Genomic DNA, 15146 nt, shown 5'->3' with positions numbered 1-15146 from the left:
AAAGAGCGATTACCCCGCCTCCTGCTCTTCCCGATATAATCGCCAGGGAACCGTTGCGACCGTCAGACGAGGCCCGCCGAGCTTGACCAGTTTTGCCCTGAGCCGCCCTGCCCTGTTCATATGCAGCAGCTTCTGCCACCACTTGTCTTTAACCGTTTCGGGGATGAGAACCGCCACCCGCCGTTCCGGACTATCGGCATCGAGCTTTTCGATCAGTCGCAGGAGCGGTTCATGCAGTTGCCGATAAGGCGCGGGAATGAACATGAGTCTGGGCGGCTTCAGTCCGTGCGCAGCGATCGGTTCTTCCACCTCGGCACGCCATTCCTCGCGAAGCGCGTTTTCACGTTCATCCCGCTCCGGTCCGCCGAGACGGATCAAATGGACGGCGACCACATCAGGCGAAATCGTCAAGGCAAACTTGATGGCGCGTTCGCTCAATCTGTTCCAGGTCTCGGTGACAACGATGACGGTCGGCGGCTCGACGTCTTCGACGGTGATCGGACCGGGCTTGCGCAATTCGCGCTGAAGCGATCGGTAGTAGTTTTTGATCGACTTCAGAATGGCGATCGTCAGCGGCACGGTAATCAATGTGATCCACGCGCCTTCGGCAAATTTTGCGGTCAGGATGATGACGAGCGCAACGCCGGTCGCTGCCGCACCGACGGCGTTCATCGTCAGTTTTGCCGCGTATCCTCTGGATTGGCGGCGCCAGTGCACGGTCATGCCTGCCTGAGAAATCGTGAACGTCGAGAATGCGCCGATTGCAAAGAGCGGGATCAGATGGTCGGTGATCCCTCCGAAGGCGATCAGAAGCAGTGCGGCGAAGCCGGAAAGGAAGAGGATGCCGGCGCTAAACACCAGCCGGCGCCCCGGCTGAGCGAACGCCTTAGGCAGGTAGCCGTCGGCAGCGACCATCTGGCAGAGACGCGGAAAACCGACAAAGCTGGTATTGGCCGAGAGGCAAAGGACGCTGAGAAGGCTTGCCATTGCGATATAGTAGAAGGCGCCACGGCCGGCGACGGCGGCAATCAACTGCGACAGCACGCTCTGGTATCCTTCCTTCGTCTGATCCATTGCGCCGATCTCGAAGACGGTGGCGATGGTTGCGATGCCGCCGAGCAACAAAGTGAGAATGACGACGATAATCGTGAGGGTGATGTAGGCGTTGCGCATGACCGGTTGCCGAAACGAACCCATCCCGTTGGAAACGGCTTCAACCCCGGTCATCGCCGTGCAACCGCTGGCAAATGCATGCATGAGAATCCATATCGTCGCGCCTTGTGCTGCCAGACCGAGCGGAGGCGGCAGGACGACGGGTGCAGGTTTCTCCGCCAGAACGATCCCGGCTAGCCCATAGCCGATGGCGCCCAGGAAGCAGATGATGAAGAGGTAGGTCGGCAATGCGAATAGCCAGCCGGCCTCTCCCGTTCCTCGTAAATTGGCCAGCATAACGAGGAGGACGATGCCAAGGCAGAGGGGCAGAATGTAGGGGTGAAGGCTCGGCACCACCGAGACGAGTGCCCCAACCCCTGCCGAAACGCCGACCGCGACATTCAGGACGTAATCGATCATCAACGCCGCGGCGGCAAGCAGGCTCGGATATTCTCCGAGATTCTCCTTCGCCACCACATAGGCGCCGCCATTCGTCGGGTAAGCGGCGAGCGTCTGCCGGTAGGAGAAATAGAGGATCCCCAGCAGAGCGACGATACAGAAGATCACCGGGCCGATATAGACAACGCCGAGCGCGCCGAGTGGAATGAGGATGGTGAGCGCTGCCTCCGGCCCGTAGGATGATGAGCCGAGGCCATCGAGCCCCATGGCGGGCACGGCTTCTATCCAACCGATCTTCTTGTCTTCGTGCTCGCGATTGGCGAGACGCCGACCGAACAGGAGGGTGCTGAGGTTCAATTTTTATTCCTTATCCGGGGGCTGGGGCGATAACCAACAACCAGCGGCCGCTCGGGTTCCCGGAGCCAAGGGCATAGAAAGACCCAGGCAGCTGGCCCGTCCCCTTTGCCGCCGATCGCATCCGCTCAGAAATTGCAAACTCACGAGTTGTGCGGAACAATCGGCCTTGCGTGCAGTATTGTGCTCGACCATCTACGACGCGCGGCTGATATCAGCCGTGCTGACGGGCGCTGCGATCCGGTTGAACCCGCAAGCCATGGCCGCAAACGAGCCCTACCAAGGACATGGCCGCATTGCCGGGGAACAACCACCTGCTTTCAGCTGTTCTCCCCGAGACTGGAGGTGACCCATGGATATGACCCGCATCCGAGACCACATGGTGGAACATCATGTCATGCGTCGCGGCATTCGCGATCGAGGCGTCACCAGGGCGATGCGGATGGTGCCGCGCGAAAAATTCGTCGATCCTGGTTTCGAGGAATTCGCCTATGAGGATGCGCCGTTATCGATCGGCGAGGGGCAGACAATTTCGCAGCCGTACATCGTCGCACTGATGATCGAAAAAGCCGATCTGGACGCTGGCGACAAGGTTCTGGAGGTCGGAACCGGTTCCGGCTACGCCTCGGCCCTCATCAGCCGGATCGCAAAACACGTCTATTCCATTGAACGGCATGAAAGGCTGGCGGTTCAGGCTCGGGAGCGATTCGAGAAGCTCGGATACCGCAACATCGACGTGCGAGTGGGCGACGGCAGCAAGGGCTGGGCCAAAGCCGCTCCCTTCGATGCCATTATCGTTTCGGCGGGCGCACCCGAAGTGCCGGCCGCCTTGAAGGAGCAGCTGGATCTTGGTGGGCGGCTCGTTATCCCGGTCGGCCGAGGTGACGAGCAGCGCCTGAAACGCATCACGCGCACCGGTGCAACCACCTTCGAGGAGGAGGATCTCGGCGGCGTCTTCTTCGTGCCCCTGATCGGCGAGGATGCCTGGACTGCCGCACATCCGATGTACACGGCGGCAGCCTCGTCATCGCGCATGGAGGAAACGCCTTACGAACTCATCGCGGCCGTGGCGGAAGAATTTCCCTCGGTCGACGACCGGAGCTTTGCCGCCCTTTTCGATCGATTTGGCGAAAGCCGCATCGTTCTGCTTGGTGAATCCACCCATGGCACGGCCGAGTTCTACGAGGCGCGCGCTGCCATCAGCCGTCACCTGATCGAACATCACGGGTTTAATATGGTGGCGGTCGAAGCGGATTGGCCGGACGCCGCGGCGATCGACCGCTGGATAAACGGCCAGCCGTCGAAAGGCGATCAGCCGTTCAGCCGTTTTCCCAAGTGGATGTGGCGGAACCTGGAATTTTCGCGATTCCTCGGCTGGCTGAAGGGGGATAACGAGCGTCGCAAGGCTTTACATGCCGATCCGGTCCGGTTCTACGGCCTGGATCTCTACAACATGTCGGGATCGATCCGCTCCGTCCTCGACTATCTCGAAAATGTCAGCCCGGAAACCGCCGAGATTGCCAGGGAACGCTACGGCTGCCTCAATCCTTGGCAGAGCGATCCGGCGACTTATGGCCGGGCCGTGCTTACCGATGCCTATAGGTCATGCGAGGAGGCGGTGCTGAAGCAATGCACGGAGCTGCTGGCGCGATCCCTGGATGATGCCGCCTCAGACGGTCATGACTTTCTGAACGCCGCCCAGTCGGCGCGGTTGCTTGCCGCAGCCGAGCGGTATTACCGGATCATGTACTACGGCGGTTCTCAAGCCTGGAATCTCCGCGACACCTACATGGCCGATACCGTCGAGCACCTCCTCGATTTCCACGGTCCGACGGCAAAGATCATCATATGGGCGCACAACTCGCATATCGGCGATGCCCGCTATACCGATATGGCAGCCGCCCGCGACGAACTGAACCTTGGCCAGTTGTGCCGGCAGCGTTTCGATGGAATGACCAGCCTCATTGGACTGGGAACGCATTCCGGCGAGGTGATTGCGGCAAACGACTGGGATGGACAGGCCGAGAAGAAGCGAGTCAATCCGTCCCTGCCGCAAAGCTATGAGCGTCTCTGTCACGATTCCGGAAAGCCGCGATTTCTCCTCGACCTCGCGGCCGATGAGGAATTGCATGCAAGCCTCGTCGACCAGCGGCTTCAGCGCTTCATCGGCGTCATCTACCGGCCGGAAACGGAACGGCTGAGCCATTACATGTCGACATCGCTGTCGCGGCAATATGATGCATTTCTCTGGTTCGATGAAACCCGGGCGCTTTCACCGCTCATGGCACCGGAGTCCGGTACATCGGATCCAGAAACTTTTCCCTTTGGGCTCTAAAGCCCCGGCCGCTGTCGAACGAACAGCGATCATCAACAACGCGATAAGGCGGGAACTCTGCGCCTGTCCGCAAGTTTGGCGATCACCAACCCAGGAGATCCTTATGAAACGCTTTGTTATCGCTTCGCTTGCCCTCTCGCTTGCTGTCCCGGCCTTCGCGCAATCGGCTGCCGAAAAAAGCGGGGTCAATTCCCTAATCGGTGTGCCGCCGAAAACGGAAGATTTCGTCAAGGAAGCAGCCGCAAGCGACATATTCGAAATCGCCTCCAGCAAGCTTGCGACCGAGCGTGGCGACGATGCGACGAAGGCCTTCGCGCAGCAGATGCTCACCGACCACCAGAAGACCAGCGAGGAACTCAAGGCGCTGGTTTCCGGCGGCAAGGTCAAGGCGACGCTTCCGAGCGCCATGACGTCGGATCAGCAAAGCATGCTCGACAAGCTGAACGGCCTGCAAGGAGCCGATTTCAACAAGCAATATCACTCCGACCAGGAATCTGCCCATGAGGACGCGGTCGATCTCTTCAAGCGCTATGGCGACGAAGGGGACAATCCCGAACTGAAGGCATGGGCGGCAAGCACGCGCCCCGGTCTGGAACATCATCTGCAGATGGCCAAAGAGCTCAACAAGTAAGCGGCAAGACCGCATGGTCAAGGTGATCATGAGGCCCGCCGGGAGGCAAGAATGATCGATGAGGAGACAAGAAGAACCCGCGCCTACCGGATTTGGGAGAGCGAGGGACGCCCGGAAGGTCAGGACCTCGCACATTGGTATCGAGCGGGTGACGATACGGTCGAGCCGGCCGAGGATGGTCGGGAATATATGCGATATTCCCGTGGCGCGGCGCCGGCAGGGTCGCTGATCATTAAACTTTATCGATCGGGTGACCAGATCCGGGGATATGTCCGCAAGGTCGCGGAGACCGACCTGGATGACACGGTCTATCCCGGCGAGGAAATGGAGCCCGAGGCGGCATTCAAACTGGCGGAGTCCCATAGAGGCAATAGCGGCCAGCCCGTCTTCGTCGAACTTGTCGAGGACGTCGAATGGAATCCGTCATGGGGCCGCCTCGGGTATCAAATCCACAGCTGAAGCAGACCGCACCGGTTGGCCCGGCGCCGAAACTGCGGCTTGATCCGGAGTAGATCCGCTTCCAGCACATCCCACACGATCCCAGGAGAACAGCATCCATGGCGAAAACTGTCGGCGATTTTCTTGTGGCACGGCTTGGCGAATGGGGGGTGCGGCGTCTGTTTGGCTATCCTGGCGACGGCATCAACGGCGTCTTCGGGGCGCTCCATCGCGCATCCGACAAGATGGAGTTCATCCAGGCGCGACACGAGGAAATGGCGGCTTTCATGGCAGCCGCCTATGCGAAGTTCTCAGGCGAACTCGGCGTCTGCATTGCAACCTCGGGACCTGGTGCCACCCATCTGATCACCGGTCTTTACGACGCTCGCATGGACCACCAGCCGGTTCTCGCCATCGTCGGCCAACAGGCGCGCCATGCCCTCGGCGGACATTACCAGCAGGAGCTCGACCTTGCCGCCCTCTTCAAGGACGTCGCGAGCGATTTCGTGCAGCAGGCTTCCGCTCCGGCGCAGGTGCGCCATCTGATCGACCGCGCGGTTCGCATCGCGCTCGCAAACCGGACGGTGACAGCGATCATTCTGCCGAACGATCTGCAGGAAATGCCCTATGAGGAGCCAGCGCGAAAGCATGGAACCGTGCATTCGGGACCGGGTTACCACCCGCCGCGGGTCTTTCCGCATGGAGACGATCTTCAGGCTGCGGCCGATATTCTGAACGCGGGAAAGAAAGTGGCGATCCTCGTCGGCGCCGGCGCGCTCAACGCAACGGACGAGGTCGTTGCCGTTGCGGATCGCCTGCAGGCGGGCGCTGCCAAAGCCCTGCTCGGCAAGGCCGCGCTGCCGGATGACCTGCCATGGGTGACGGGTTCGATCGGCCTGCTCGGGACAGAGCCCTCATGGAACCTCATGCGCGACTGCGACACCCTGTTGATGATTGGTTCCGGTTTTCCCTACTCCGAATTCCTGCCGGAAGAAGGCCGGGCGCGCGGCGTGCAGATCGACATCAATCCCGACATGCTGTCGCTGCGCTATCCGATGGAGCTCAACTTGACCGGTGATGCGGCCGAAACGCTCAGCGCGCTGCTGCCTCTCTTGTGGGAAAATCCTGATACCAGCTGGCGGCAAACGATCGAGAAAGACGTCGCCTCCTGGTGGAAGACCCTGGACGAGCGCGCCCATGTCGACGCCAATCCGGTCAATCCGCAGCGCGTCGTCACCGAACTTTCGCCGCGGCTGCCGGCAAACGCCGTCGTCACCAGCGATTCCGGCTCCTGCGCAAACTGGTATGCCCGGGACCTGAAGATGCGCCGCGGCATGAAGGCATCGCTTTCCGGTGGCCTGGCATCGATGGGAGCTGCCGTCCCTTACGCGATCGCCGCCAAATTCGCTCATTCCGATCGCCCCGTCGTCGGCCTGGTCGGCGACGGCGCCATGCAGATGAATAATCTCGCCGAGATGATCACCGTTGCCAAATACTGGAAGAGCTGGGCCGATCCGACTTTCGTCATCTGCGTCTTCAACAACCAGGATCTGAACCAGGTGACGTGGGAGCAGCGAGTGATGGAGGGCGATCCCAAATTCAACGCGTCTCAATCTATTCCCGACATAGCCTATCACAAGTTCGCCGATCTCATCGGATTGCGCGGCATTTTCGTCGACCAGCCGGATAGGCTCGGCGCCGCATGGGAAGCAGCCCTGACCGCCGGTTGCCCCGTCATCCTCGAGGTGAAGACCGACCCGGAAGTGCCGCCGCTGCCGCCGCACATCACCTTCGAGCAGATGCGAAATCTCACCTCGGCCTTAATGACGGGGGATCCGCATCAGGAGGGTGTCATTGCCGGTACTTTCCGCCAGCTCTTTGCCGGCATTCTTTTGCGACGATAACCTCATTACCGCTTCAAAATATCACTAAAGCGGCTCGGACTGGGGAATGACATCTGATGCCCGTATGAGGCTCGGCGACAAGGTTCAAAAGGACAGGTCGAGCACCCTGCCTTCGAACAGCCGGTCCCGGGAGCCTTCGAGATGTGCCTTCATCAGCCGTTGCGCATCATCAGCCCGGCCATCGGCGATCGCCTTGTAGATGGCGTTGTGCTCCTCATAGACCTGTTCCAGCCCCTGGCGGGGACCGAGCAAGGAAAGACCATGAAGGTGCATGCCGACGGCGATATGCGCTTTCAGCGCATCGATCGAGGCCGTGTAATAGTGATTGTTGGCTGCCTCCGTCACCGCGCGATGGAAGATGAAATCGGCGTCGGTGCGGTGCAGCTGATGGCTGGTCGCTTCGCGCAGATCGGCAAGGGCGCTGGCGATCTTCTGGATCGCCTGCTCATTGCGGCGTTTGGCGGCGAAATAGGCCGCGGCTGGCTCGATGGTCAGACGAAACTCGTAGCAGCGCTGAATATCGGCAATCGTCTTGACCGGCGAATAGGCAAGCTGCGTTGTCGGCGATCCATGCGCACTGACGAAGGTGCCGGCCCCCTGTCGGGCATAGACCATGCCCTGATCACGCAGGCGCGCCAGCGCATCGCGGACGATCGGCCGGGAAACACCCAGCATCGAGGCAAGTTCATGTTCGCCGGGAAGGCGTGAATCCGGCGGATAATTTCCGCCACGAATCCGCTCGAGCAACTGGTCGAAGACACGATCCACCAGCTTGACGGCCTTGCCGCGTTCGGGCTTGCCCGGCGGGCCGGTTTCCGCGTTCAAAGATTCGCCATTCGCTTCAACCACGTCATTCTCCCCGACGGTATCTTACTAGAGCATGATGCCGAAAAGTGTGAGCGGTTTTCGGACGACATCATGCTCTCACTCCAGAATTTAGAACAGGACGATTTAGGCTGGTTGGCCTAAATCGTCCTGTTCTATGCCGCCTGATTCCGAAGAACCAGCTTTAGCAGACTATCGGGCTTGCCGAAGCCCCCCGACTTGACGGCGCACCGAAAACGCCGGCCATCGGCGGCCGTGACATCGAACCAGGGAATGCCAGCCTCGATCTCGCCCTTGGGCGCCAAAACCCTCACGCCCAATGTGCGGAAAACGGCAAGAGCCGTATCGCCACCGCCGACCATCAGCATATCAGGCCTCGTGTCGTCGATGACGGCCTTAACACCTGCCGCAAAGTTGCAGGCGACGAGCCCCGCATCGGCTGCCATATCGCCTGTGCAACGCAACAGCACCGGCAGCGCCAGGCCCTCTCCACATTCGATCTCGCCCATTGGCGCGTCCACCACCATGCGCAAGGCGCCCGTGCTTTCAAGCCGGTTCATCTGAGCGGCAGTGATCGGATCGCGCGAGCCGAAGGCAAACAGGGTCCGCGGGCTCGCTGCAAATTCCCTCCCGATCGATTGACCTGCCTCGCCGAGGTGGCGCGCAAGTGCGGCGCCGAGACCCCGGGCGCCGACCGCAAGGGTCGTCTGCCAGTCATGCCCCTCGGCGATCTGGTCAAGATCGGCATCGTCCTCGGCATCGGCAACGACAACGCGGTCCGCGCCGGTTTTGAACAGCTCAGCGATCGGCAGCGGCCGGTTGACGCCGCGGCCGACGACACAGCCCCGGTAGGTCAACCGCTCCTGATCGGGAATGGCGGGCGCGACGAGGATGGTCTTGAGGTCGAAGACCTTCGCCAGCGCCATGCTTTCCGCCGCGACATTGCCTTTCAGCCGGGAATCGATCTTCTTCATGACGACCGCAGGCTTCTCGCCACGAAAGACCGCCGCCGCCGAGTGTACTCTTTCGGCGGCTTCGCGCTCGTCCAGTGCGCGGGAGGCGGTGTTGATGACGACGACATCGCAGCCGGTGGCGACCGCCTCCTGCGCCGCCTCTATATCGATGGCGACGGCCACCGAAAGGCCGGCTTCGACGAAGGGTGTGCCGGTATCGAGCGCACCGGTCAGATCGTCGGCAATGATCGCAGCCTTCAGGATCATGCGATTTGCTCCGTATTGACGGCGTGGCACGCAACGAGATGACCGGGCCTGGCTTCCTTCCAGGCGGGGATGACCTTGCTGCAGACATCCATGGCGATCGGGCAGCGCGTGTGGAAACGGCAGCCGGACGGCGGGTTCAGCGGGCTCGGCACGTCGCCCTGCAGGATCTGGCGCTGGCGGGTGCGCTCCAGTTCCGGATCGGTCTCCGGAACGGCCGACAGCAGCGCCCTGGTATAGGGATGCAGCGGATTGTCGAAGAGCTCCTCCCGGGTCGCAAGCTCGGCGAGCCGCCCCAGATACATGACGCCGACACGGGTGCTGATATGGCGCACCACCGCAAGATCATGGGCGATGAAGAGATAGGTCAGGCCGTATTTTTCTTGCAGATCGAGCAGGAGGTTGATGATCTGCGCCTGGATCGACACGTCGAGCGCCGAAATTGCCTCGTCGCAGACGATGAATTTCGGCTGGCAGGCGAGCGCGCGGGCGATGACGACGCGCTGGCGCTGGCCGCCGGAAAGCTCGTGCGGGTAACGCTGGGCGAAGCGCGTGGGCAGGCCGACATCGGTGAGCAGCGCCGCCACCTTCTCCTTGAGTTCGGCCTTGGTGCAGAGCCTGTGAAACAGGATCGGCTCGCCGATCGCCTCGCCCACCGTCATGCGTGGATTGAGCGTCGAATAGGGATCCTGGAAGACGATCTGCAGATCGCGGCGGAAAGGCCGCATCTGCTTCTCATCGAGCGTGGCGAGGTCCTGGCCCTTGTAGACCACGCTGCCGCTGGTCGCCTTATAGAGGTTGAGGATGGTGAAGCCGGTCGTCGATTTGCCGCAGCCGGATTCGCCGACGAGGCTGAGCGTCTCGCCTTCCATGATGTCGAGATCGACATTATCGAGCGCATAGACGGTTGCCGAGCGTTCGCCGAAAGCGCCGAGCTTGACGTGGAAATGCTTGACCAGGTTTTCGACCTTGAGCAGCGGTTGAGCAGCCATCACGCGGCCTCCTGCATTCTCTGCACGACGAAACAGGCGGCGCGATGGTTGCTGCTGCCGCTCAAGGGTTCGAGCCGCGGCACCTGCTCGTGACAGATCGCCTCGACGAGCGGGCAGCGCGGCGCAAAGGGGCAGCCCTTCGGCCGGCGGCCGGGCTCCGGCGGGGTGCCGCCGATCGAGCTCAGCCGGCTTGCCGGCGGATCCGACAGTTTCGGGATAGAGGAGAGCAGGCCGCGCGTATAGGGATGGCTGGGACGAGCATAGAGCTCGTCCACCGGCGCATCCTCGACGACCGTGCCGGCGTAGAGCACGGCGACGCGATCGACGAGACCGGCAATCAGCGCCAGATCATGGGTGATCCAGACGACGGACATGCCGAGCTTGGCTCTGAGATCCTTCACCAGATCGACGATCTGGGCCTGGATGGTGACGTCGAGCGCCGTCGTCGGCTCGTCGGCGATCAGGAGCTTCGGATTGCAGGCGAGGCCGATGGCGATCATCACCCGCTGGCGCATGCCGCCTGATAGTTCGTGCGGAAAGGCCTGCAGGCGCTCTTCGGGACCAGGAATACCGACCAGACGTAGAAGCTCGACAGCGCGAGCGCGGGCTTCCGCCTTCTTCGTCTTGCGATGATAGATCAGCGGCTCGCAGATCTGGTCGCCGACGCGCATGACGGGATTGAGCGAGGTCATCGGGTCCTGGAAGACGAAGCCGATATCGCCGCCGCGCACCTTGCGCAGCTCGCTGTTCGACATCGTCTGCAGGTCGCGGCCGTCGAAGGTGGCCGTTCCCTTGGCGACCTTGATCTTGTTCGGCAGGAGCCGCATCAGGCTCAGCATGGTGAGGCTCTTGCCGCAGCCGGATTCGCCGACGACGCCAAGGGTCTCGCCCTTGTCGACATGGAGATCGATGCCGTCGACGACGACGGCCGGCCCATTGCGGCCGTCGATCTCGACCGTGAGGCCCCTGACATCGAGCAGGCGTTCTCTGTTTTGCGTGTCCATCATTTGCTGCCCCGCGGATTGAGCGCGTCGTTGAGGCCGTCGCCGAGGAAGCTGAAGGCAACCGAGGCAAGGCCGAGCACGGCCGCCGGAGCGGCGAGAAGATGCGGATAATGCTGCCAGACGCGAAGACCGTCCGAGATCATGTTGCCCCAGCTCGGCGTCGGCGGATTGACCCCGACCCCGAGGAAGCTGAAGGCGCTTTCCAGCACCATCGCCGTGCCGAGACCGGCGCTGACCGAGACGATCAGCGGACCAAGCGCATTCGACACGACATAGCGCTTGATGATCACCCAGTTCGACAGGCCGAGCGCCTGGGCCGCGGTGATATAGGGCCGGCTGCGGATCGACAACACCTGGGCGCGCACCAGACGGGCGTAGGGCGGCCAGGAGATCAGCGCCATCGACCCGAAGACGAGGATGAAATCCACCCAGATGGTCTGGCGGTAGAAGGGATTGAGGGTCTCGAGGTAGCGCGCCTCCATCCACCGGGTGATCGGCGATTTCAGCGACGCGTTGATGACGACGACGAGCAGCAGGTTGGGGACGGACATCGTCACGTCGGTCAGCCACATGATGGCGCGGTCGAAGGGATTGCCGAAGAAGCCGGCGACCGCACCAAGCGTCAGGCCGATCAGCACCGCGAAGAAGGTGACGATGACGGCGACGAGGAACGCGGTCCGCGTGCCGAAGACGACGCGGCTGAAGACATCGCGGCCGAGGTCATCGGTTCCGAAGAGATGGCTCATCGACGGCAGCGCGTTGCGGGCGTTGAGATCCTGGCTGAGATAATCATAGGGCGTGAGATAAGGCCCGAGGATCGCCGTGAAGGCAAGGATCAGGACGACGATGAGGCCGAAGACGGCGAGCTTGTTGCGCCGCAGCCGATGCCAGGCGTCGCGCCACAGGCTGACCGGCGGCTCCTCGATGGTTTCGGGGGTGGAAAGAGGGATTGCGGACATGGTCAGCGGCTCCTTCTTGAATCATTGGCGCGCGGATCGAGCAACGGATAGAGCACGTCCACCAGGAGGTTCGACACCATCACCAGGAACGATCCGATCAGCGTGATTGCCAGAATGACGGGATAATCGGAATTGATCAGCGCCTGCACCGTCAGCCGGCCGAGGCCCGGCAGGCCGAACACCAGCTCGACGAAGATCGCCCCGTTGACGATGGTGATCATGATCAGGCCGAGCTGCGTCACCACAGGCGTCAGCACCGGCCGCAGAATATGGCGCAGCGCCACGATGATCTCCGGCACACCCTTGGCGCGCGCCGTGCGGACGAAATCCTCCGACAGCACTTCGATGACGGCGGCGCGCGTCTGGCGCACGATCAGCGCAATCGGCTGGAAGGAAAGCACGAGCAGCGGCAGCAGGATGCGGACATCGAAGACGCCGCCCCAGCCATAAGGCACGCTCGTGCCCGGCAAAAGCACGATGAGGCCGACCATCAGCAGCGGACCGGCGACATAAGCGGGTATCGCCCAGAGGAAGAGCGCCGAGCCCAGAATGGCATAGTCGAGGCGCGAATTCTGGTTCAGCGCGGCGATCATGCCGAGCGGGATCGCGACGACAGCCGTCAGGATGATGGCGCAGAGGGCAAGCTGGAACGAGACCGGGGCGGCAGCCGAGACCATCGCCCAGACGGCGCGGCCCGATGTCAGCGAATTGCCGAACTGGCCGTGCAGCAGGTTCCAGATGTAAAGGCCGAACTGTTCGATGAAGGGCCTGTTGAGGCCTGCACTTTCACGGATGGCCTCGATGCGCTGCGGATTATAGGCGACGTCGCCCGGCGCGCGCAGGAAGATGAGCTTGATCGGATCGCCGGCGCCGTAGAAAGCCAGCGCGTAGACGGCCAGCATCACCACGAGAACGGACGGAATCCAGATGGCGAACCGGGTTAGCACGTAGCGCAGCAAGGCCACCTCCCACCTGTTGTCGATGCGGTCCACCCCTGAAGCCAGATCGCATCTCTTCGTCTTGAAACTTGCGCGAAGGCCTTGCAGCCTTCGCGCGTTTATTGCCAGGAACGATAATTCCCAATCAGCCGATGGAGATGTTCCAGGGTTCGGCGATCTGCCAGTCGAGGTTCTTCTCCATGCCCTTGACCTCCTTGATGGCCCAGCGCGACATCGCCTGAGAATACCATGGAATGAAGGCCCAATCCTCGCGGAACGCCTTCTGGGCTTGCTGGGCGAGAGTAACGCGCTGCGGATCGTCCGCAGCCTTGGTCGCCGCTTCGGCAAGGGCGCTGTCGACCTTGTCGTTCTTGTATCCGCCGAGCTTGTTCTGCGCGTTCGACGAGGTCGAGGCGATGCTGCCCGCCAGATAGGAAACGGCGTCTGGAACACGGGTGCCGACGTCGTCGCGGAAGATCTGGACCGAGTTCTGATCCGGACCGGCATAGGCGTCCTGCTGCGGCTTCATGTCGACGGCCGTGATACCGAGGTTCTGGCGCCACTGCTCGGCGATGAACTGGGCGGCCGCCTGAATGGCCGGCGCCGAGATGCCGACGAAGAGGAGCTTCGGCAGGCGCTCGGGCCCGCCATAGCTCGATTCGGCAAGCAGCTTCTTGGCGGCTGCCGGATCATAGGGAAAAGGCTCGAAGCCGGAATTGTCGGCGCCGGGCACCGAGTTGAGGATCTGGTCGGCCTTCTTGTGGGGGCCATCCGGATAGGACGCCTTGAACAGGCCGTCGCGATCGACCGCCATGATCAGCGCCTGGCGCACCTTCGGATCGTCCATCGGCGCGCGGGAAGTGTTGAACCAGAAGTGCTGGCTGGTCGGGATCAGCGGGCCGGCCGAGAATTCCGGGCCGAGATCCTGAATGATCGTCGAGGTGACGAGCTCGGTATGGGCGTTGAACTCGCCCGACTTGATCAGCGACGTCGCAGTGACATTGTCCTCGATCGAGGTGATGTCGATGCGGGCAAGCTTGGGCTTCGGCCCGAAGAATTTCTCATTTGGCTCGAAGGTGATCTTGCCGGCATCGATATCGATGCTCGTCAGCTTGAACGGGCCGGAGAAAACCGGCTTGTTCTCCGGCTTGTACCAGTCGATGATTTCCTCGCCGTCGCTGCCGCGCGACTGCGACGCCTTGGTGATCGGTGCGATGTGATTTGCGAGACGCATGAAGAAGATCGGATCGGCGGCGACGAGCGTCACGACCACCGTCCCCTCGTCGGGCGTCGCGACCCCGGTTAGTTCGTTGCCCGAGCCGGCGGCGATTTCGGCGTAGCCCTTGACCTTGCTCAGCACCTGGTCGGCGCGCTGGCTCTTGGTGTTCGGCATCGAGGCGACTTCCCACGATCCCTTGACGTCGGCCGAGGTGATCTTGCTGCCGTCGGAGAAGACGGCCTTCGGGTCGATCTTGAAGGTCCAGACGGTATTGTCGGCCGATTCCCAGCTGGTGAAGACGTAGGGCTTGATATTGCCCTGACTGTCGAAATACATCGGAGAAGCCCACCAGATCGAGTTCCAGCGGAAGGTCCTGCCGCCACCGCGCAGCGGCGACCAGTCCTGGTCGAAAGCCGGATGCGCGACTTTCAGGACTTGGCCCTCGTCCGCCAGCACTATGCGGGCATTCATCCCGAAGACGGTAAGGCCGACGCCGGCGGCGAGGCCGAGTTTCAACGCATTGCGACGTGATAGATTGGTTTTGTCAGATTGATCAAAAGACATGCATTCCTCCCACGATTAATTCGGCAGCACTCTCCCTGCACCCTCCCAGGCGCAGCATAATCCCTGTCATATCGTTCCCTCGTTATTGTAAATATGTCAACAAAAAAACGCGATTTTAATCCGACGAAAATTATCTGATAAAAATAACGCTGTAATTACAGCTAGATAATTTTCCGCCCCCGGAGTCACTCATTTTGTCTTCTTGACAAAAGCAC

General features: G+C 61.6%; 12 protein-coding genes. 4 read left to right on the top strand and 8 right to left on the bottom strand.

Annotated features, from left to right (window positions below; genetic code table 11):
- Window positions 1-9 precede the first annotated feature (9 nt).
- The gene (locus AMK02_RS21165) at window positions 10-1908 is read right to left on the bottom strand and encodes an APC family permease (protein WP_064806500.1); all 1899 of its coding nucleotides are present in this window, start codon (window positions 1906-1908) and stop codon (window positions 10-12) included.
- Between the two features lie 349 nt (window positions 1909-2257).
- Between AMK02_RS21165 and AMK02_RS21160 the strand changes: the two genes are divergently transcribed.
- The 4 genes from AMK02_RS21160 (at window position 2258) to AMK02_RS21145 (ending at window position 7213) form a co-directional block, all read left to right on the top strand.
- Complete coding sequence (locus AMK02_RS21160) at window positions 2258-4240, top strand: protein-L-isoaspartate(D-aspartate) O-methyltransferase (protein WP_064806498.1); 1983 nt, start codon at window positions 2258-2260, stop codon at window positions 4238-4240.
- A 103-nt stretch (window positions 4241-4343) separates the two neighbouring features.
- Window positions 4344-4871, top strand: coding sequence for a DUF4142 domain-containing protein (locus tag AMK02_RS21155; protein WP_064806496.1), 528 nt, complete (start codon window positions 4344-4346; stop codon window positions 4869-4871).
- Window positions 4872-4922: 51 nt separating this feature from the next.
- Window positions 4923-5330 carry a DUF2934 domain-containing protein gene (locus AMK02_RS21150; RefSeq protein ID WP_082929701.1) on the top strand — a complete coding sequence of 136 codons (408 nt, stop codon included), beginning with the start codon at window positions 4923-4925 and terminating at the stop codon, window positions 5328-5330.
- 98 nt (window positions 5331-5428) lie between these two features.
- Window positions 5429-7213 (top strand): thiamine pyrophosphate-requiring protein, encoded by a 1785-nt coding sequence (locus AMK02_RS21145; protein ID WP_064806494.1) that lies wholly within the window; start codon window positions 5429-5431, stop codon window positions 7211-7213.
- An 84-nt stretch (window positions 7214-7297) separates the two neighbouring features.
- Here AMK02_RS21145 and AMK02_RS21140 read toward each other — a convergent pair whose 3' ends face one another.
- From AMK02_RS21140 to AMK02_RS21110, 7 genes are all read right to left on the bottom strand, one after another.
- Window positions 7298-8062, bottom strand: a complete 765-nt coding sequence (locus tag AMK02_RS21140; RefSeq protein WP_064806492.1) for a FadR/GntR family transcriptional regulator — start codon at window positions 8060-8062, stop codon at window positions 7298-7300.
- 131 nt (window positions 8063-8193) lie between these two features.
- Window positions 8194-9258, bottom strand: a complete 1065-nt coding sequence (locus tag AMK02_RS21135) for a four-carbon acid sugar kinase family protein (RefSeq protein ID WP_064806490.1) — start codon at window positions 9256-9258, stop codon at window positions 8194-8196.
- The gene (locus AMK02_RS21130) at window positions 9255-10247 is read right to left on the bottom strand and encodes an ABC transporter ATP-binding protein (protein ID WP_064806488.1); all 993 of its coding nucleotides are present in this window, start codon (window positions 10245-10247) and stop codon (window positions 9255-9257) included. Before AMK02_RS21130 ends, AMK02_RS21135 begins: the two co-directional genes overlap by 4 nt.
- Window positions 10247-11254, bottom strand: a complete 1008-nt coding sequence (locus AMK02_RS21125) for an ABC transporter ATP-binding protein (RefSeq protein WP_064806486.1) — start codon at window positions 11252-11254, stop codon at window positions 10247-10249. The genes AMK02_RS21130 and AMK02_RS21125 overlap by 1 nt, the downstream gene beginning before the upstream one ends.
- Window positions 11251-12210, bottom strand: a complete 960-nt coding sequence (locus AMK02_RS21120) for an ABC transporter permease (RefSeq protein WP_064806484.1) — start codon at window positions 12208-12210, stop codon at window positions 11251-11253. The genes AMK02_RS21125 and AMK02_RS21120 overlap by 4 nt, the downstream gene beginning before the upstream one ends.
- Before the next feature lie 2 nt (window positions 12211-12212).
- Window positions 12213-13169: an ABC transporter permease gene (locus tag AMK02_RS21115; RefSeq protein ID WP_029531769.1), complete on the bottom strand. Its 957-nt coding sequence runs from the start codon at window positions 13167-13169 to the stop codon at window positions 12213-12215.
- Between the two features lie 124 nt (window positions 13170-13293).
- Window positions 13294-14931 carry an ABC transporter substrate-binding protein gene (locus tag AMK02_RS21110; protein WP_064806482.1) on the bottom strand — a complete coding sequence of 546 codons (1638 nt, stop codon included), beginning with the start codon at window positions 14929-14931 and terminating at the stop codon, window positions 13294-13296.
- Window positions 14932-15146 lie beyond the last annotated feature (215 nt).

Origin of the sequence: Rhizobium sp. N731, from assembly GCF_001664145.1 — a bacterium.
Classification (GTDB): domain Bacteria; phylum Pseudomonadota; class Alphaproteobacteria; order Rhizobiales; family Rhizobiaceae; genus Rhizobium; species Rhizobium esperanzae.
The sequence above is the reverse complement of the archived record's forward strand: the minus strand, read 5'-3'. Positions and strand labels throughout refer to the sequence as shown.

What these genes read in the sequence shown, in the direction of transcription:
- AMK02_RS21160 (WP_064806498.1), top strand. Translation starts at nt 2,258, where the DNA reads ATGGATATGACCCGCATCCGAGACCACATGGTGGAACATCATGTCATG.
- AMK02_RS21155 (WP_064806496.1), top strand. Translation starts at nt 4,344, where the DNA reads ATGAAACGCTTTGTTATCGCTTCGCTTGCCCTCTCGCTTGCTGTCCCG.
- AMK02_RS21150 (WP_082929701.1), top strand. Translation starts at nt 4,923, where the DNA reads ATGATCGATGAGGAGACAAGAAGAACCCGCGCCTACCGGATTTGGGAG.
- AMK02_RS21145 (WP_064806494.1), top strand. Translation starts at nt 5,429, where the DNA reads ATGGCGAAAACTGTCGGCGATTTTCTTGTGGCACGGCTTGGCGAATGG.
- AMK02_RS21135 (WP_064806490.1), bottom strand. Translation starts at nt 9,258, where the DNA reads ATGATCCTGAAGGCTGCGATCATTGCCGACGATCTGACCGGTGCGCTC.
- AMK02_RS21130 (WP_064806488.1), bottom strand. Translation starts at nt 10,247, where the DNA reads ATGGCTGCTCAACCGCTGCTCAAGGTCGAAAACCTGGTCAAGCATTTC.
- AMK02_RS21125 (WP_064806486.1), bottom strand. Translation starts at nt 11,254, where the DNA reads ATGATGGACACGCAAAACAGAGAACGCCTGCTCGATGTCAGGGGCCTC.
- AMK02_RS21120 (WP_064806484.1), bottom strand. Translation starts at nt 12,210, where the DNA reads ATGTCCGCAATCCCTCTTTCCACCCCCGAAACCATCGAGGAGCCGCCG.
- AMK02_RS21110 (WP_064806482.1), bottom strand. Translation starts at nt 14,931, where the DNA reads ATGTCTTTTGATCAATCTGACAAAACCAATCTATCACGTCGCAATGCG.